The sequence below is a fragment of the Gracilibacillus lacisalsi DSM 19029 genome, from assembly GCF_000377765.1.
Classification (GTDB): Bacteria; Bacillota; Bacilli; order Bacillales; family Amphibacillaceae; genus Gracilibacillus; species Gracilibacillus lacisalsi.
This window is the reverse complement of record NZ_KB898671.1, coordinates 1-18,915: the sequence shown is the minus strand read 5'-3', so window position 1 is coordinate 18,915 and position 18,915 is coordinate 1. Positions and strand designations below refer to the sequence as shown.

The window sequence follows — 18,915 nt, the reverse complement described above, 5'->3', positions numbered from 1 at the left end:
GCCATAGCCAAAAAGGAGAGTTGGATATGTCTGAAAAAGTATGGTTAGCGTATTACCCCGAAGAAGTCGCACCGTCATACGAATATCCAAAGCAAAATTTGGCTCAATTCTTGATAGATACTGCAGAAAAACATCCTCAACATACAGCCCTGTTTTTCTATGGAAAAAAGATCACCTATGAGCAGTTATTAAAGGAAACATACCAGTTTAGCAATGTTTTAAAAGATTTAGGGGTTGAAAAGGGCGATCGGGTAGCAATTATGCTCCCGAATTGTCCTCAATCCGTCATCGCATACTACGGAGCATTAATGATAGGCGCGATTGTCGTTCAAACCAATCCGCTTTATGTGGAAAGAGAGTTAGAGCACCAGCTGAATGATTCTGAAGCGACAGTTCTTATCGCCTTGGATCATTTATTTAAGCGTGTCAAAAACGTATTGCCGAAAGTAGAAGTAAGACATACCATTTTCACCTCATTTAAGGACTACTTGCCATTTCCGAAAAATATACTGTACCCGATAAAAGCCAAAAAAGATGGCTTGTCAATGGAGGTCAGCTACGATCAGCAAACACATTCTTTTAAGAAACTTCTATCCATTGCATCGACTAACCCCATTAACGTTAAAATCGATGCAGAGGAAGATTTAGCTCTGCTTCAGTACACAGGTGGTACTACAGGTGTGTCCAAAGGTGTCATGCTTACCCACTATAACCTTGTCTCCAATACATTACAGACAAAAGCTTGGGTATATCGTAGTGAGGAGAAGAAAGAACGATACTTAGCGACACTCCCATTTTTTCATGTATTTGGGATGACCACGCTCATGAATCTGTCGATAAGATTAGGGGGCACACTCCTGCTTCTCCCTAAGTTTGATGTAGACATGACCTTAAAGCTCATCAATAAGCAGAAGCCGACTACTTTTCCAGGAGCGCCAACAATGTATATGTCATTAATCAATCACCCCAAAATAAAAAACTTTGATCTGTCGTCCATTAATGTATGTATTAGTGGCGCGGCCCCGCTGCCCGGCGAGGTTCAGGAAACGTTCGAGAGGATAACCGGAGGTAAGTTAATTGAAGGATACGGTTTAACTGAAGCTTCTCCCGTTACCCATGCGAATAACATTTGGGAAAGACGGAAACTCGGCTCGATTGGGATTCCTTTTCCAGATACGATCGCCAAGGTTGTCGATCCGGAAACGGGTGAAGAAGTTGAAAACGGTGAAGTGGGGGAACTGATCGTTCAAGGACCACAGGTTATGAAAGGCTACTGGAAACGCCCAGAGGAAACGAGTAAAACCTTAAAGAACGGATGGCTTTATACAGGTGATATGGCAAAGATGGATGATGACGGCTTCTTTTACATTGTCGATCGCAAAAAAGACCTCATCATTGCCGGCGGATTTAACATTTATCCTCGAGAAGTGGAGGAGGTCTTGTTTGAACATCCAGCAATAATCGATGCAGCTGCGGTAGGAGTGCCAGATGAATACCGTGGAGAAACGGTGAAGGCTTATATTGTCTTAAAAAAAGGTGCTACTACAGACGAGAAGGAGTTGGAGACGTTCTGTCGCGAAAGACTTGCCGCATACAAAATACCGCGAATATACGAATTTCGCGAAAGCCTCCCTAAATCATTAATCGGAAAAACCTTGCGTAGACTCTTAGTTGAAGAAGAGAATGAAAAATAATATATTTTTTAATAATAACTTCTAAGGAATTGTAAACGGATACACACAAACGAAATGCCGATTAAGTACCAAAATAGAAAGCGAACAAGTAAAAATGGTACTTAAAGTTGGTTTTAGTACCAAAATCGAACGAAAAATTATCAATTTGGTACTAAAATGGCATACTTTGAATGAAAACGTTCTGAGACAACTTCCCTTCGCCATAAATTAGTTACGAAGGGAGAGATTCTTTTGAGACTAATAGATTGGACGATGATATGGTTTGTTAGCTCTTCATTATTGCATGAATATTGGTTGTTATCAGGTCTACCTCGGATTTACTACTGGGATGTGAAAAGACAACATTTAAGTAAGTTGAATGAGGACGATGATGAGAGAAAAATTGCTTAATTTAAGATAACCTAAACGAACATGATATACGTCTAGTACACTTTTCCTTCTTGTTGAATTAACTAGTAATAAATGTATGTTGCAAGGAGGAGAACAATGGCGCGAGTACGTTTAATTCCATATAAAATGGAACAACAGATTGACGACACGAGTGAAATTCCTGCTGGTGTCGAAATGATGCAGGCACCTAAAAAGTGGGAAGAAGGGTATAAAGGAAGCGACGTTGTAGTTGCTGTAATTGATACAGGGTGTGATCGACATCATCCTGATTTAAGCAACCGAATCATTGATGGGAGAAATTTTACTACTGAAAATAATAGCAATCCACGCAATTTTTCCGATCTAAACGGACATGGCACACATGTTGCTGGAACGATTGCGGCTGTACTCAATGGTCGAGGTGTAGTCGGAGTAGCTCCTGAAGCAAAATTATTAATATTAAAAGCATTTGATGGCAAAGGTTCTGGAGACTTTAATGGCATTATACAGGCGATCCAACATGCTATAAAATGGCGTGGGAAAAATGGGGAAAAAGTGCGAGTAATTTCCATGTCCTTTGGCGCCAAATGGGATGTACCAGGGCTTCATCAAGTGATTCGAAGAGCTGTCGCTAATGATATTTTAGTTGTTTGTGCTGCTGGAAATGAAGGCGATGGAAATGCACGAACAACAGAACGAATTTATCCCGGTTTTTATAAAGAAGTAGTCCAAGTAGGAGCTGTAGATAATCAGGGGAATATGGCTGAATTTACGAATACTAATAGTGAGATCGATCTAGTGGCACCTGGTGTTGATGTAATGTCTACCTATTTGCATGGAAAATATGCGAAGCTGTCGGGAACGTCGATGGCAACCCCACATGTTTCCGGAGCGGCAGCGATTCTAATTGAACAAATGGAACAAGAATTGGGCAGAACATTAACGGAACCAGAACTGTATGCTCAACTTATAAAATCCACCTTCCCATTAGGGCATAGTAAAAGAGTGGAAGGGAATGGATTGATTACTTTAAGTAATGATTCATTAAATATCTTGAAGTCAGAGCAGCAAAAAGAGGAACAAACATCGGTAAAAGGTAATAAAATTGCAGGGAGTGGCTTTGTTATCTCAGATGCTGAAGTTTAAATAGAAGGAGCTGTCTCATCATGTTAGTTTCATAAACTACACTGAGCTAACTTTTGAGACAGTTTTTATATGTCTAGCTCCAAACGAACAGAAACCAAGTCATTTCTTGTAGGTTGTTTAAAAAGCGTCTAGTGTCTAATCGGTGGAATCTTTACATTCTTTTCATCGTATAAAGAAATATGTAACTCATGATTTTGATTGATGGAAGCAAAAAAAACTTCTTCTATATCCTTAATTCCTAACTGGTATAACTGCTGATCTAACCACTTCTCATCAAGATTAAATTCCTTTAACACATTGGTGTACAGCGTACCTTCGACGATGACAGCAAATGCAATTTTTGATTTTGTATCATATATATTCATATCTTCTAGCGTAACGGTATTTTTTTGAGGCTTTTTTAATACGCTCAAAGCTCCATTTGCTTCGATAATGGCTGTTTCAACTTCCTTTATATCAAAAACATTTTTTTCTCTAAGCATTTGCAGTATATTATCAATAGAGTAACGAATTTTTTTAAGGTTGTTATCGAGAAATTTCCCATCTTGAATAATGATAGTTGGTTCAAATGTTAACCATCTACCTATTTTTCGATTAGAAATTTTCCATTTTGCAACAACTCTTTGGAGAACTCCGACTCCAATTATTGCTATTGCAGTTGGAAAGTGTTTAATATTCGGATCAGCGATATCAGCTCCAGCAATAGCCCCCAATATGACGATAATTAGAAAATCGAATACCGGTAATTCTCCAATTGCTCGTTTCCCCATAAATAAAGTTATAAACAATAGCAAAGGTAAAATAGTAATGACTCTTCCAAGAACTAAGGATATATCATGCAGAAATTCAAGCATTATCACACCACTCTCGCCCTTATATAGTTTAATAATTTTCATAGACATTATCTTTTCGTAGAAAAATTGCCAATTAGGAGAATTTCCATAACGAAAATAATAGATATATGTATGCACAGGTCAAACTCAAAAATTACGATACTATCATTTTTTCCAGTGTGAAACGAAATTATACCTTTTTAACCACTTGTTTCTAATTAATTAGTATATTGTGTCAAAAAATAATAATTTGGGTACGTAACATAAATGTTAGGATATGGTAAAATAAAAATAACGGCTAGTTCCTAAAAGTCATGGGCAAAAAATTTGGATAAAAAGGAGAATACGATGACTATTATCAATAAACTAAATCTTACTAAATATAAAAATATCGCTGTGCTTAATCAACCGAGTGATTATGATTTATTTGATGATTATCAAACAGAATTAACAGGAGACCATGACGCTATTTTCATTTTTGTAGAGACAATTGATGAAATGATAAGCCATACTCAACGAATAATCAAAGAGGAAGCCTTAGTTGAAAAAGGATACTTATTTTTTGCCTATCCGAAGAAAGGGAACAAACGGTATGATACATATATTCACAGAGATGATATCTTTCCATCATTAAAAGTTGGAGAAGATGGATACGTCGAAAATAGTGATGTGAAATTTTCACGCATGGTAAGTATGGATGATGTATTTACGGTTGTCGGTATCAAACGCGAAAAAAAGAAAACGAATAAGTCATCAAAAGCCAGTCAGTCGGTAGCTGATTATGAGGATAACGTAAAAGATGTTGAGGAAATTTTAGGTAATTATCCTAATGAACTTAAATTCTATCAAGATTTAACGCCAGGTTATCAAAGAGATTGGGCACGTTATATTTTTTCTGCTAAACAGCAAAAAACACGTGAAAAACGTCATGCACAAATGGTTGATATTTTATCTCAAGGGTATAAATCAGTGGACTTATTTCGTCAAAAGAAGAAATAGATTTGGACTGGGAGGGCAAAATATCTTGAAAAGCCTACATATGAAGAATCACTTTCAAAAGATATACAAGCAAAGAGAAGAAATAAAGGAAGAATTAGTTGTTTTTCGAAATCAGGAATGGAAGAGGCCGCATCAAGATAAGTGGTCATGGGGAGAAACCTATTATCACCTATACTTGATGATGAAATGGTTTCGAAGGCTAAGTAAAGGTTATGTTCCCTTATCTCTGCCTATCGCTACATTAAGAAAAAACAAACCATATAAAGTACATAGTACAGATGTATATGCAGCATATAAACAAAAAAATAAAAAGCCGATGAAAGCTCCTTTCCTTTTAGTCCCACCAAAAGATATAGAATATGATGTTGATTTTCAATGGCTGATAGAACAACTCGATAATGAGACAAAGCAACTAGAAAAGATAGTTTTAAATATTACAGATGATGTTGCAGGCCATATACGCTTCCCAGATCCACTCGCAAATAATCCCAATTTAATCCAAAGTATTGATCTCCTTGGTATACATGAGAAACACCACTTTTTATTATGTGAAAAATATTATAACGAATAATGTTATGAAAAATCAGACTTAATTCAAACTAAAGAGAGGTAAAGGGGTTTTTCCCTTACCTCTCTTTATCTTTATTGAATTTCCAAAACAAGATCTTCTTGACGGCCATAGCCATCAATTTCTAAGCGATCTTTATAGATGCGAATGATAGAGTAGGCAGTAGTATCCTTAGTTTCTACCATTCCTTCAAGATTGACGTAGTGAGTGCCATTTTGTAGACCGTAGTTTCCAGCGTGGTTGTGTCCGTTGAAATAGGCTACGACATTGCCATTAGCCTCAAGTACTTCAGTCACTTCTTCTGCATTCCAAACATTGTGGTGATTTTCCGGGTAGACTGGCATGTGCCCAAAAACAACCACTTTTTCATTTCGTTTTGCCGCTTTATCTAGTACATCCTGAAGCCAAGCTAACTGTTCAGCACTTATGCCACCGTTGTATGTTTGTGCTTGGATGGCCCCATTTTCTACTAATTGATTATACATTGCCTCGGCTTCTTCGTATTTTTCAGAGCCTTCTGGGTTTGCATAGAAACTAAGGTCATTTGTGTCTAGGACAACAAAGCGCCAATTCTTGTATTTAAAATCATAATATTGGTTTTCCATCCCAAGAATATCAATTACTTCGTCCGTTTTCACAGCAAAATCGTGATTGCCGAGGACATGATATTTGGGGCCTTCTATCATATTAAAGATTGGTAGAATGGTAGAGAAACTTTGTAGATCTCGGTCAATTAAATCGCCAAGCTGTACAGTAAAGTCGACATTCTCTTGATTTAATACTTGGGATGCGTCAATCAGTTTTGATACAGAATTGCGATAATAGCGAGTGCCATTAATTTCACAATCACAATACTGAACATCCGGGACAACCCCAAATTCTAATTTTGGTTGTTCTGCCCCTTTAGCATATATGGATGTTGTTAGAAAGGTACTAAAAAGTGTCACTGCAAGTCCAAGAGTGGCTACTAAACCAATAAATTTACTGAAAAGTTCTTTTTGGGGATGAAACATCATTCATTCTCCTTTCGCTTTTCTATTAGTTATTTTTAACCGGATGATGATACACATGCTCTGGATAATCAGTGATAATTCCATCTACACCTAAATTAAACAGACGGTCAGCTTGTTCTTGTGATCTGGAGGTATAGGGCATAATCTGCATTCCTGTTTCATGAACGCGATCAACTAACGTTGGTGTTACAATGTTCTGATTAGGATTGAAGTAATCTGCATATGTAGTGAACGCTTCTAATTGTTCATCGGTCACACCTGCCCAACTGAGACCTGCTAAAACACCGTGAGGAATTTCTGGTAAAAGCTCTTTAGATAGTTCCATCGATCCGTGATTAAAAGATTGAATAATGATTTTTTTATTTTTGGCATGATCCATATTGCGTTCCTTTAAAGCATCTGCAACTTTCTCCTCCATACCTGGATAAAGCTCAGGAGACTTTAATTCAATTAAAATACCTACTTTTCCACGAAAGGCATCTAGTACTTCTTCAAATGTAGGGATTTTTTCGCCAGCAAATTCTTCACTGAACCAACTACCAGCATCTAACGCACGAATTTCTTCTAATGTCAGATCACCAACAGCGCCAGTACCATTTGTTGTGCGGTTTACTGTAGTATCATGAATAATTACTAATTCTTCATCTGCCGTCATTTGTACATCAATTTCAATGTAATCTGACTTCATTTCCACACCTTTATGAAATGCGGCCATCGTGTTCTCCGGTGCATGTGCAGATGCTCCGCGGTGAGCGACATTAATCATCTTTTGTTGGTCTTGTTTGGAGATGGAGAGTTCCTTCTCATTCGCAAATGCTGGAACTGCGAAACTAGTCATTAGAATACTCGTGATAAAGAAAATAGATAAGAAACGCTTCATATCAATTACCACTCCTTTTAATTTGATAACTCTATTATAAATAGAGAATATGAAGCGCTAATTAATAGACTATTAAATGATTGTAAGAAATTTTATGTACATTGTCGCGAGTAAAAAGTAGGTATATGGATATTCTTAATCAAGATGCGATTTGTTTAAAGCAAGTAAGATGGGATTAACCGGAGTGCATAAAGCTTTTTTATTTTCGTGCAAAGTGGGTGTCTGAGACACTACAAAACGACAAGAAAAAGTCGGAATATAGAAGGTGGAAAGCCGCAAGTGGAGGGGTTATATTGAGCTTATTCATTTGATAGAGTTGTTCTATCGTATGAAAAGCTTACCAAGCATTATGTAAAAAAAGGACTGTTAAAAAATGTCGAAAAACACTATTAAAATTTCATACATGCTATAATGGAGCATAGGTGCATAAGGCTTTTTATGGGTGGTGGCTCACTCCCTTTTTGTTTTTCATTCTTAGAGAAGGGGGGTGGTGCCTTGATGATGAGTGTTTTTGAAACATTAACACTGATGATAGCGTTCGCTATGTTGATTATTGCGCTGCTGTCTTTTCATCAAAAGAAATAACCACCCCATAGCCTGACAAGCAAATAGTGGTGGTTATTTTCTTCACTAATGTGAGTCGCCCCCTTAAAGGGCTATGCACTAACCGTAGACGTTGAAGCGTCTGCGGTTTTTAATATGTTATGTCTTTTCTAGTTATATTATACTTGATCGCAGGATTTTTAACAACTGGTCTTTATCATTTTCTTGGCAATAGCAACAGCAATAAACATGGACTGTTGTGTGGAATATATTGTGAACTTTCATTGTTCTTTACTGCTTAAATACAGCATCTACAAAGTCCATTTGCATGTTAAGATTTTCTTTTGCATATTTGTTACGCTTTTTTTCGAATCCATGGGGAAGCTCCATAACATGTTTACTATAGATATTTAATTGATGCTTAACTCCTAGTGTTGTAAATTTAGCTTTTAAATCCTTCGCTTGATTGTTAAAAGTTTTTGTATTTCCATCAGACATAAAGGTAGGCGGAAAATCCTTGGTAACATGCTTAATGACATTGGATTGTTCTACGTCCTTATTACCTTCCAAAGTATTCACATTAAAGTACGCTCGTCCCATTGTGTTAAACCTATAATCAGATATGACACTATCCGTCTCATCAAATCGGGAAGGGTCATATAAACCGGAGTTGAATACTACAGCCTTAATATCTGAGGCGCTTAAAACTGGTTGTATCTCCATCTCATCAGCATAAGTGGGATCTATCTGGATATTAACAAATTGGCCAGCTATTTGAGCCCCCGCACTTTGTCCCGCGATTACAATATTATTCATGTTCAAATCATACGTTTCAACATTTTGTTTTAGAAATGACACTGCTGCAGAGACTTGCTTCAAAGGTATCGGATAATTATATTCTGGCGCAAAGGTGTAATTCAGTGCAATAACATTATATCCTCTGTCTAAAACTTGCTGTATATAGGCTATCATTCCTGAATCATCTCCGTTCTGACCGTCTCCAGTTTTATCACCCCAAATATAGCCACCACCATGAATAAGAATAAAAGTCGGCGCTGTATCAGGATTATGAACGGTTTGATAAATATCTAAATAACTATTGGGATAATTATCATCATAGAGAATATCATTGATGTAGATATTTCCATCGTCTAAGACATTTTCTTTTGATTCCTCGGCGTTATATGAGTTTGTTATGCCCTTACTTGCTTGTAAGATTGAGACAAGTGGGCGTGGGCTAATTTGATTAATGAGCATAACCACCACTAATACTGTTGCTAAAGTAGTAATTAGTGTAACTAGAATCATCTTCCATTTGCCAAGTATTGACCGAAATTTGAAAGGTTTTAGATAAAATGAAGATTTCAAACCAAAAGCAAACATGAAAAGAAATGTTATTAAGTGTAATAAATTACTAAGGATAGCAAAGCCATAAATTTGATCTCTTACCCAAATTAATTCACTAATGATGGCGAAAATAGCAAGTATCAACAATAACTTCGTATATGGATTCACTTTAAGACGGTGCTTTTTATAATGAACTCCAAGACTGACGAGCACTAACAGATAGAGTAGGATTAAAGTAATTCCTATATATGTTTGAGCGTTTATTAAAAATAAATTCAATATGGTTAATATACAAAGAGCAAAAGCGCCCATGTATGATAACCAGACCTGACTTTTCAACAACAGTTAACCTCCTGACTCCAGAAATACAGCTTTTAAGTGTCCATTTGATTTTTACGTAATGTTTCCCCGATACTGTAATCATTTTTCCCTTTCTATTTCAATTCATAACTTCTTAAATTCATTCGGAATAAAGCTGTATCTCTCTAAGAAAAAATAATATACTTCTTATACTTGAGAAGATAGGGACTGTAGAGTTAAGTAATATGCCATTCTCTAATAAAAATATTATAAAAGTATAGATGGAAATATGATGTAAGTGACCGTGTTAAACGAAGTAGTTATTTTGAAATGATGTTGGCAACGCTCCGACTAATTACTTCGATTTCCGGGGGCAAGGTCTCAACTAACTTTGCAAAGTGGGTTTTAGGCTCGCGCTATTCCCGCTGGAGTCTCCGTAATTAGTCTCAGCTAGGGCAGGTCCAACAATTCTTGCCCTAAGTAATAGGTTGATTTTTTTACAATGGACCGCTATCTGTGAGTATAAAAGCAGACGTGTTACTTCATGCTAGCGTTGTAATACAGATCTTAACGAAGGCCGCCCACTTCCACTCCTGTGGGAAGTGTTTGGCTCGAAAAAGTTAGCTGAAGTGTAAACCCCACGGAAAGGGAGGTGGGCAGCCGGAGTGGTGGTTAAGCTGTTCAAGTATTTCATAATGGATGCTCGAGAAATGTTAAATCTTTAGCTTTTAGTCATTAGGACGGAGTGTTTTATACTTCTTTTCATAATAAAAAGGCGTAGTATCCTAATCGGGCACTACGCCTTTCGATAGTTATTGAATGATCAACAGGAGTCAAATTCAACCTCATTTATCACTTGGAAACCATCTGTATCAGAATAATCTACCGTTGGAGGATTTCCTTCCAGATAGCGCTTAGTAAAAGGATCGACACGAATGGAAACACCATGAGAATGATAGATAGTATCGTTTTTTCTAGCTTGATCAAAAATAAATAGATAATTAATCGTGAGTCCACAACCACCAGTGACATTAGCATCAACCCGAGGTAATACTCCATCTTGCCATTCAATGGATGATAATTTCTGTTGCGCTTCTTTGGTAATATGGATCATTCTTACATTGTCCTCCTTCAACAACGTCATTAAACCGATTTTGTATAGCGTAAGACCGGTTTCCTTGCTGCCTTTGTCTCGTCTAATCTGCCAACCACCGTTGTATGGGGAGCATCTAATACGATATCGGGATCTTCTTCCACCTCATTTGCAATCTGAATCATCGAATCAGCAAAAGCATCTAATGTTTCTTTTGTTTCCGTTTCTGTCGGTTCAATCATTAAACATTCCTCCACATTAAGTGGAAAATAGATAGTCGGTGGATGGTAGCCAAAATCAAGCAACCGCTTGGCAATATTCATTGTTCGAACACCAAGCTTTTTCTGTTTTGAGCCTGATAAAACAAATTCATGCTTGCAAAATTGGGCATACGGTGACTCGTAGTGCGTCTCTAATCGTTTTCTTAGATAATTGGCGTGAAGAACAGCAGATTCTGATACTTGCCGCAGTCCTTCAGGTCCCATTGTCCGAATATACGTGTACGCACGAGCAAGAATTCCGAAGTTTCCATAATAACCTTTTACCCTTCCAATGGATAATGGTTCATCATCATTCCATATATAGTTGTCTCCATCTTTTTCGATACGAGGCACAGGTAAAAAAGGGATCAGTTCTTTTGTTACGCCGACCGGACCTGCTCCTGGGCCACCGCCACCATGTGGGGTAGTGAAGGTTTTATGCAGATTTAGATGGACGATATCGAAGCCCATCTTCCCTGGTGTGGTCTTACCTAAAATCGCATTGGCGTTAGCCCCATCATAGTAGAGGAGGCCACCAGCTTCATGAACGACCTCGGCGATTTCTACTATATCTTTTTCAAAAAGACCTAGTGTATTAGGGTTGGTTAACATTAATGCTGCTGTGTCTTGATCGACGCGTTTTTTTAATGCTTCCAAGTCGACTAATCCATTTTCATTAGAAGGGATCGTTACCGTATCAAACCCTGCGACTGCAGCGCTTGCTGGATTAGTACCGTGAGCAGAGTCTGGCACAAGTACTTTGGATCTGTTTTCACCATTTTGTTGATGATAATTTTTTGCTATCATTAAGCCGGTCCATTCTCCTTGGGCACCTGCGGATGGTTGTAAGGTGACAGCATCCATTCCCGAAATAGCGGCTAAATCTTCTTGTAACTCATACAATAACTGAAGTGCTCCTTGTACAGTTTCTGCTGGTTGATAAGGGTGAATACGGCTAAACCCTTCCAACCGAGCGACATCCTCGTTGATTTTTGGATTGTATTTCATCGTACAGGAGCCGAGCGGATAGAAGCCGTTATCGACACCATAATTTTTGTGAGAAAGTGCCGTATAGTGACGGACAAGCTGAAGCTCTGATACTTCTGGAAGTTCTGCTGGTGTTTCTCGAAGTAAATGCTTCGGAAACTTTTCATCTAACTCGATTGGATCCACATCACTTTCGGGAAGGTCAGCTCCTGTTCGACCAGATTGACTAATTTCAAAGATCAATTGATGATAGTCCGCCATTTATAATCCCTCCAATATCGTTATGAATTGATCAATTTCCTGCTTTGATCGTTGCTCTGTCACAGCGATGAGCATCTGATTATTCATCCGATAATCCTTGTTTAAATCGAAACCTCCAATAATGCCAGCCTCAAATAACTTGTGATTGACTTCGCTAGCAGAAACAGGTAATGTCACAACGAATTCATTAAAGAAAGGAGATTGATTGTTTACGCTGAATCCTTTTTCAGTAAGTTGCCTTGCCATATAATCTGCTTTTTTGATATTTAATGTTGCCATCTGGCGAATGCCTTGTTTACCAAGGGCAGACATAAAGACAGCCGAAGCTAGAGCATTTAATGCTTGATTGGAACAAATGTTGGAGGATGCTTTTTCCCGGCGGATGTGTTGCTCACGTGTTTGTAAAGTTAAAGTGAAGCCACGATTCCCCTGAGCATCTGTCGTTTGCCCGACGATACGGCCAGGAATTTTACGCATCAATTTTTTTGTTACTGCAAAATAGCCACAATGGGGGCCACCGAATGAGATCTGAATACCGAATGGTTGCATATCACCAACGACAATATCGGCACCAAGCTTGCCAGGTGGTTGCAATATCGCTAAAGCTAAAGGGTTCGCACTAACGATCAGCAGTGCACCGTGTTCTTGGGCAATTTTCTTTATTTCGAGTAAATCCTCAACAGAACCAAAAAAGTTTGGATACTGAACAATAATCGCAGCGGTTTGATCATCTGCTTTTTCCTGTATGTCTCGGATATTGGTGATGTCAGTGGTTAAATCGATTTCTTCAACTTGATATCCTGGTCCAGTAGCAGCCGTTTTGAGAATGGCTCGAGATTCTGGGTGAACTGCTTGAGAGACCATTACTTTGGAACGTTTGGTTGTAGATACAGCAAGTGCAGCAGCTTCGGCAACAGAAGTAAAGCCATCATACATAGAGGAATTGGCGATATCCATTCCTGTTAGTTCACAAACCATGGTTTGAAATTCAAAGATGGCTTGAAGTTCGCCTTGACTAATTTCAGGTTGATAGGGGGTATAGGCAGTATAAAATTCTGACCTGCCAATGATATGGCTGACTACGCTCGGAATAAAATGATCATAGGTGCCTGCCCCAAGAAATAATGGGTATTGGTTGGCATGGATGTTTTGTAGGGATAGTTGTTGCATTTTCTTGATTAGATCAGGTTCAGGGATTGCTTTTGGAATAGCTAACGCTTCAGTTAACTTAATGCTGGAAGGGAGATCGGCAAATAAGTCATCGATCGACTGAATGTTTAAAAAATCTAACATATCCTGTTGATCTTGCTTTGTATCAGGGAGATATCGAAAGGTGGACGTCATGTTAATCCTCTCCTTCTTTGGTAAAATGGTGTATGGACTACAACAGCATCGATCAATTTGTTACGAACTTTTACTTTTAAATTTGTACCTATTTCGGCATATGGTTGTTGAACTAATGCAAGGCCAAGAGCTTTCTTTAAAGTAGGAGAATGAGTACCTGATGTAACAAACCCAATTTTTTTGTCTGTTGGTGTAAATACTTGATAGCCATGCCGTGGGATTCCTTTGCCGATTATTTCTAACCCTACAAGCTTCCTTGTAGGACCATTTTCTTTCTCTTTCGTAAGTGGTGCTTTTCCGATAAAGTCGCTATTTTTTTGTGTCTTGACCGTAAAGCCGATACCAGCTTCAATTGGAGTGATAGAGGATGTTAGTTCTTGACCATATAATGCTAATGCGGCTTCAAAACGAAGCGTATCCCTTGCTCCAAGACCACATGGCTGTGGAGCTTCTTCGAGAGATAACAATTTCTGGCACAGTTTTGTCGCCTCGTTACTAGCAAGATAGATTTCGAAACCATCTTCACCGGTATATCCAGTACGTGAGACTAAACAATTGGTTACGCCGGCAACCTTCACATTTTGCATAAAACGGAATGTACCTATTTTGTTTAAATCTATATCCGTTAGTTGTTGCAGAGTCTGCAAAGCGTCAGGACCTTGGATAGCAAGTTGTGCGATTTGATCAGAAATATTGGTAACCAAAACATCCTCTGTTGCATGCTTGTTAATCCACTCTAAGTCTTTATCCGTGTTAGCCGCATTGACAACGAGGAAGAATTTCTGATGATCTAACTTATAAACTAGCAAATCATCGACAGTACCTCCGTCTTCATAACACATTGCCGTATATTTAGCTTGGTTTACTGCCATGTTCGTGATGTCATTGGTCATCAGGTAGTTAACAAAGTTTTCCGCATTTTGTCCCTCAATCAGTATTTCTCCCATATGCGAAACATCAAAGAGTCCTGCCTTAGTTCGTACAGCATGATGTTCATCAATTATACTGGAGAAGTGTACCGGTAAAGCCCATCCTCCAAAATCAATCACTTTAGCACCATAGCTCTTGTATAACGTAAAGAGCGGAGTGCGTTTTAAAGCAGTTGGATCACTCATATGCTACCACCTCCAATAGTATTTGGGTGTCAAAGTATCCCTTCTTCTTTTTATTCAAGTGGACATAAAAAAACAGAGAAGGGCAGTATGAACTGTTGACCCTTCTCTGTCCGGTTACCTGAGAGTTTTTGCCTTTTAGAAAGCTTCCCCTTTGGTGGCGTATGGATACGCGCTCTCCAGAGATTCGTCCTATTATGGTACTTTAACCTGAGAGATTGGTTCATAAGGATTTTTTATGAACTTGCTCCTTCGGTGGTAATCAATACGCTCTCCCATAATAATCATCCGATTCGTATTTAGTTATATCATTATGTTATGGTGTTTTGTTTTTTTAGTCAATAGGAATGTAAAATTTTGTTACAAAGGTGCTTCATCTGTTACATGGTTATGCAGGAAAAACTGAATCTATACATCTGCTCCAACTACACCTCATTATTTGTTTTTAAAAAAGTACATTGTTAAAGGACCAAATATCACAATTAATGCAATCGATATATAAATGACGATCATGACATCTCCATTTGCCTCCGAACCATGGATCAGTGTACGAACCGCATCAACTACAAACGTTATTGGATTAATATCTACAAACTTCTGTAACCAGTTTGGCATTGTTGAAGGATCAACAAACACACTACTTAAAAAGGTGAGTGGAAATAAAAACATCATACTAATTCCCATTAATGCCTTTTCAGAACGAACGATAATCCCGAGCATTGTCCAGATCCATGATAAACTAAAGGAGAACAAAAGAAGAATAGCAACTCCCATGATGACACCACTAAAACCAGCTTCTGGTCTAAACCCTAATATATACCCTAGTGTTACCATGATAGTCGAGGCAATTAAGTATCTTAGTGTGTCAACAAGTAAAGCACCAACTAGTACAGACGGTTGCCATATCGGTAGAGAACGGAAACGATCAAATACGCCTTTTTCGATATCCTTATTCAAGTCTAGGCCAGTGTACATCGTGATCATAGAAACCGTCATTACTAAAATACCTGGCAAAACGAAATTTAAATATTCCCCTGTAGAACCGGAAATTGCTCCACCAAACAAATAAGTAAACATTAATAAAAAGATAATTGGAAAGATCGTCACGTCAAACAGCTGTTCAGGAACATAACGGATCCGTAATAATGCTCGCCATGCGAAAGTAGCAGACGCTTGGATCGCTGTGGGACTTTTGGGCCTGGTTCGATTAGTTAATACTTCTTCAATTGTTGATGGTTTATTCATTTGAGGAGTCGCCTCCTTCATGATCTGGTACATTTCCGGTTAAAGTTAGAAACACTTCATCAAGACTTGGCTGACTCATCGAAAAGTCTTTGATTTGCACATTAGTATTCGCTAATTCACCAATTGCTTTTGCGGCTTTTGCATGCTCCTTGATCATAATGGTTAAGGATATATCTTGTTCGTTAATGTCAGGTTGCTGTTCAAATCGCGAAACAAAAATGTTCTGTGCTTTTTTCAATTCATCGAGATCATCAAAGTGAACGGTCAGGCTACCGGCACCAATGGAGGATTTTAATTCTTTACTTGTACCCTCTGCAATCAGCTTTCCACGATCGATGACTCCGATTAAATCAGCTAATTGATCCGCTTCTTCTAAATACTGTGTGGTTAAAAATACAGTGGTTCCATTTTTAACAAGTGCTCTGACGATGTCCCATACTTGATTTCTGCTTCGTGGGTCTAGTCCTGTGGTAGGCTCATCAAGGAAAAGTAGTTCTGGGGAGGTAACTATACTTGCAGCAATGTCGATCCGTCTACGCATTCCGCCTGAGTATTTTTTTACTTGGCGCTTTGCGGCCTCTTCTAATTGAAAGGCTTGTAATAATTCATCTGCTCTTTGTTTTGCTTGTTTTCTGCTATAACCTACTAATCTACCGATAAAGATAAGGTTTTCTCTACCTGACAGTTCCTCATCAACCGAAGCAAATTGCCCGGTTAGACTAATAGAATGTCTGACTTTATCCGCTTCTTGTGTAAGATCATATCCCATCACTTTGGCATGCCCTTCATTTGGTTTCAACAAGGTTGCCAGCATGCGAATGGTAGTTGTCTTTCCGGCGCCATTCGGACCAAGGAATCCATAGACAATACCTTTTGGCACTTGAAGACTAATGCCATCGACAGCACGTTCCTTACCGAAAATTTTCACTAAATCGGTTGCTTCTACCGCATATGTACTCATTAGACACATCACACCTTTCCTTTATTATTTCATCTATAAAAGTATAGCACATTAATGTTTGTTTATTGTAAAGAAATTTAGTGTAAGAGGAAGGCTTTTTAGAGGACTTGGGACTTTATTGATCTTTATTGCATTTTATGGAAAATAGATAGTAATATAAGATCTTAAATAATACAATAAAGGAGAATACATTCGAAAAAATATGTTCTTATCGAAAAAGTAACAGAGATCTCAGAACACAGAGAATAAGCTTGTCTCGAGGTGGGGGAGATTAATATGAATATTATCTACAAAAGTTTGGAGCAGGACCATTGTGTTGAATTTGTTACGTTAACGATCTTGTCGATTGTTACTTTTAAACGAATTCAGAAAGTCGAAATGAAACGTGAGAAATTGAAAAAAGAAATAAGAGATAAACCTTATTATCGTGTTTGATATGAAACCTCCTAATGCTAGTTTAGAGGTTTCTTTTTACTTGTAAATGAAAAGGAACCGTGTTACCTCATGCTAGTGTTGTGGAGTCTGATAATAGCGAAGGACGCACACTTCCACTCCTGTGGGAAACATTTAGTGGCTCAGCTTTTCTTATAGAGGTAACCCTTTTGGAGTCTCGGAATCTAGCAAGAAAACCTATGTCGGTTGGTATTCAACTGGAATTGCTGTCTGAAAATAGTAGAATTATCCTATGTTATTTCACTTCCAATACATGGTAGAATGTTTGTTGGATTGTATTTCCTTCTATGGAGAGGTAAGGTATGGTGAATATGAAGAACTCTTGAAGTAAAATCTTTCTGCCAGGAAACCATTTACTAGCACCATTACGAGAATTTATCAAAGCATGATGCAAGGAGAGAAATAAAATGAAAAAATACATAATATTTATATTGATAGCATTAGCAGCATTCTTAACAGGATGTAATGATGATGAAAGTAGCAGTGAAAACTCAACAAACGAAAACGAACCAGATACAGAGGAAGTAGCTGCAGAAACAGAATAATCCGATAGTACTTTTGACCGGATAGATATAACATTAGAAGGAGAAACGAGTTTAGTACATAATGAGTTTGATGATGTAGAAGTATCATATGAGTTGAAAGATGCCTATTACCTAGATGGTATACCGCAAGAGTTGAAAGAAACTATTTGGGATCTAGACTTTGGAAGTGGTTATTATGATGCACTAATATTTATTGAAGCCGAAATTGAAAATTTAACAGATGAAGAAGATGTATCACTGATTCCATGGCAATTAGCTCATATTGACAGTGAAGAGATTCTGGATACGGAAGGTGAAGTACCAAACGTTATGTTTGAGACGCATCACTTGGCAGACGAGGATGACGGGGTTCCATTAGATTTAGCAGAACAATATGATTTAATAGAATATGGAGAACGTGCTTCATTAGATGCGCATGAAAAAGTAGAAGGTTATTTCATGATGACGACGAAAAAAGAAATATTAGACAAATTCGAAGATGGTGAGTTGGAATTACGGATGCCATCTACTTGGGGAAGCAAAGAGGATTATCCGCCAATGAAAGTACATTTTGCTCATTAATTTTTACGGGGAATACATTTCAAAATAAAATAGAACACTTCGAGAGAAATAATAAACTGTCTAGTGAGAGTGCGAGCTACGGTGGTTACCCCCAAAAGTTAGAGTCTTGTTATACAGCTGATTGGTTAGATTGAGTTCGGTATTCTACTGGACTCAATCCAGCCAATTTTTCTTTTGATCGTTCGTGATTATACCAGTAGATGTATTCTTCAATTCGTCTTTTTAATTCCTCATAGCTTACTAGTTCTTCTCCATAATACATTTCTTGTTTCAATAGACCAAAGAAATTCTCTATTGAAGCATTGTCTGCACAAGTAGCTTTACGTGACATGCTTTGGAATACTTTATTTTGTTTTAATGTACTTACCCATTGGTTGTGCTGATAATGCCATCCTTGATCA

Annotated in this window: 20 protein-coding genes and 2 riboswitches; of the genes, 9 read left to right on the top strand and 11 right to left on the bottom strand. The window is 38.0% G+C overall.

All coding sequences use genetic code 11. The features are described 5' to 3' along the window. The first annotated feature begins 26 nt into the window (after positions 1–26). The 3 genes from D569_RS0114670 (at position 27) to D569_RS0114665 (ending at position 3,209) form a co-directional block, all read left to right on the top strand. Positions 27–1,694, top strand: a complete 1,668-nt coding sequence (locus D569_RS0114670) for a long-chain-fatty-acid--CoA ligase (protein WP_018933194.1) — start codon at positions 27–29, stop codon at positions 1,692–1,694. A 231-nt stretch (positions 1,695–1,925) separates the two neighbouring features. Continuing rightward, the gene (locus D569_RS24645) at positions 1,926–2,084 is read left to right on the top strand and encodes a hypothetical protein (RefSeq protein WP_018933193.1); all 159 of its coding nucleotides are present in this window, start codon (positions 1,926–1,928) and stop codon (positions 2,082–2,084) included. A gap of 96 nt (positions 2,085–2,180) precedes the next feature. Then, the gene (locus tag D569_RS0114665) at positions 2,181–3,209 is read left to right on the top strand and encodes a S8 family peptidase (protein WP_018933192.1); all 1,029 of its coding nucleotides are present in this window, start codon (positions 2,181–2,183) and stop codon (positions 3,207–3,209) included. A 128-nt stretch (positions 3,210–3,337) separates the two neighbouring features. Here the strand turns inward: D569_RS0114665 and D569_RS0114660 are convergent, their stop codons facing one another. Further along, positions 3,338–4,063 (bottom strand): DUF421 domain-containing protein, encoded by a 726-nt coding sequence (locus D569_RS0114660; protein WP_018933191.1) that lies wholly within the window; start codon positions 4,061–4,063, stop codon positions 3,338–3,340. 327 nt (positions 4,064–4,390) lie between these two features. Between D569_RS0114660 and D569_RS0114655 the strand changes: the two genes are divergently transcribed. Beyond that, a complete protein-coding gene (locus D569_RS0114655; RefSeq protein WP_018933190.1) occupies positions 4,391–5,041 on the top strand; it encodes a YdeI/OmpD-associated family protein in 651 nt (216 codons plus the stop codon). 25 nt (positions 5,042–5,066) lie between these two features. Next, positions 5,067–5,612 (top strand): DinB family protein, encoded by a 546-nt coding sequence (locus tag D569_RS0114650; protein WP_018933189.1) that lies wholly within the window; start codon positions 5,067–5,069, stop codon positions 5,610–5,612. A 71-nt stretch (positions 5,613–5,683) separates the two neighbouring features. On the opposite strand, the gene D569_RS0114645 is transcribed toward D569_RS0114650, so the two are convergent. Together D569_RS0114645 and D569_RS0114640 are read right to left on the bottom strand one after the other, a co-directional pair. Continuing rightward, positions 5,684–6,625, bottom strand: a complete 942-nt coding sequence (locus D569_RS0114645) for a metallophosphoesterase (protein ID WP_083939051.1) — start codon at positions 6,623–6,625, stop codon at positions 5,684–5,686. A 22-nt stretch (positions 6,626–6,647) separates the two neighbouring features. After that, the gene (locus D569_RS0114640; RefSeq protein ID WP_018933187.1) at positions 6,648–7,502 is read right to left on the bottom strand and encodes a glycerophosphodiester phosphodiesterase; all 855 of its coding nucleotides are present in this window, start codon (positions 7,500–7,502) and stop codon (positions 6,648–6,650) included. Between the two features lie 411 nt (positions 7,503–7,913). On the opposite strand from D569_RS0114640, the gene D569_RS25145 reads away from it, so the two are divergent. Continuing rightward, positions 7,914–8,087, top strand: coding sequence for a putative holin-like toxin (locus D569_RS25145; RefSeq protein WP_425401992.1), 174 nt, complete (start codon positions 7,914–7,916; stop codon positions 8,085–8,087). A gap of 249 nt (positions 8,088–8,336) precedes the next feature. On the opposite strand, the gene D569_RS0114630 is transcribed toward D569_RS25145, so the two are convergent. From D569_RS0114630 to D569_RS0114600, 7 genes are all read right to left on the bottom strand, one after another. Continuing rightward, positions 8,337–9,734: an alpha/beta hydrolase gene (locus tag D569_RS0114630; RefSeq protein ID WP_018933186.1), complete on the bottom strand. Its 1,398-nt coding sequence runs from the start codon at positions 9,732–9,734 to the stop codon at positions 8,337–8,339. Positions 9,735–10,515: 781 nt separating this feature from the next. Further along, the gene (locus D569_RS0114625; protein ID WP_018933185.1) at positions 10,516–10,806 is read right to left on the bottom strand and encodes an iron-sulfur cluster biosynthesis family protein; all 291 of its coding nucleotides are present in this window, start codon (positions 10,804–10,806) and stop codon (positions 10,516–10,518) included. Between the two features lie 29 nt (positions 10,807–10,835). Continuing rightward, positions 10,836–12,293 (bottom strand): aminomethyl-transferring glycine dehydrogenase subunit GcvPB, encoded by a 1,458-nt coding sequence (gene gcvPB / locus D569_RS0114620; protein WP_018933184.1) that lies wholly within the window; start codon positions 12,291–12,293, stop codon positions 10,836–10,838. Next, the gene (gene gcvPA / locus D569_RS0114615; protein WP_018933183.1) at positions 12,294–13,637 is read right to left on the bottom strand and encodes an aminomethyl-transferring glycine dehydrogenase subunit GcvPA; all 1,344 of its coding nucleotides are present in this window, start codon (positions 13,635–13,637) and stop codon (positions 12,294–12,296) included. Then, positions 13,634–14,752, bottom strand: a complete 1,119-nt coding sequence (gene gcvT, locus D569_RS0114610; RefSeq protein WP_018933182.1) for a glycine cleavage system aminomethyltransferase GcvT — start codon at positions 14,750–14,752, stop codon at positions 13,634–13,636. The genes gcvPA and gcvT overlap by 4 nt, the downstream gene beginning before the upstream one ends. A 103-nt stretch (positions 14,753–14,855) precedes the next feature. Then, positions 14,856–14,935: riboswitch (glycine riboswitch) on the bottom strand. A 2-nt stretch (positions 14,936–14,937) separates the two neighbouring features. Next, positions 14,938–15,037: riboswitch (glycine riboswitch) on the bottom strand. Between the two features lie 147 nt (positions 15,038–15,184). Next, positions 15,185–15,994 (bottom strand): ABC transporter permease, encoded by an 810-nt coding sequence (locus tag D569_RS0114605; RefSeq protein ID WP_018933181.1) that lies wholly within the window; start codon positions 15,992–15,994, stop codon positions 15,185–15,187. After that, a complete protein-coding gene (locus D569_RS0114600; protein ID WP_018933180.1) occupies positions 15,987–16,955 on the bottom strand; it encodes an ATP-binding cassette domain-containing protein in 969 nt (322 codons plus the stop codon). The genes D569_RS0114605 and D569_RS0114600 overlap by 8 nt, the downstream gene beginning before the upstream one ends. Positions 16,956–17,231: 276 nt before the next feature. On the opposite strand from D569_RS0114600, the gene D569_RS24415 reads away from it, so the two are divergent. From D569_RS24415 to D569_RS0114585, 3 genes are all read left to right on the top strand, one after another. Next, positions 17,232–17,390, top strand: a complete 159-nt coding sequence (locus D569_RS24415; RefSeq protein ID WP_018933179.1) for a hypothetical protein — start codon at positions 17,232–17,234, stop codon at positions 17,388–17,390. A gap of 425 nt (positions 17,391–17,815) precedes the next feature. Beyond that, positions 17,816–17,953, top strand: coding sequence for a membrane lipoprotein lipid attachment site-containing protein (locus D569_RS24410; RefSeq protein WP_018933178.1), 138 nt, complete (start codon positions 17,816–17,818; stop codon positions 17,951–17,953). A gap of 93 nt (positions 17,954–18,046) precedes the next feature. Continuing rightward, positions 18,047–18,514 (top strand): hypothetical protein, encoded by a 468-nt coding sequence (locus D569_RS0114585; protein WP_018933177.1) that lies wholly within the window; start codon positions 18,047–18,049, stop codon positions 18,512–18,514. 109 nt (positions 18,515–18,623) lie between these two features. Here D569_RS0114585 and D569_RS0114580 read toward each other — a convergent pair. Further along, positions 18,624–18,915: IS3 family transposase (locus D569_RS0114580; protein WP_018932306.1), on the bottom strand; the 292-nt coding region annotated here is incomplete at its 5' end.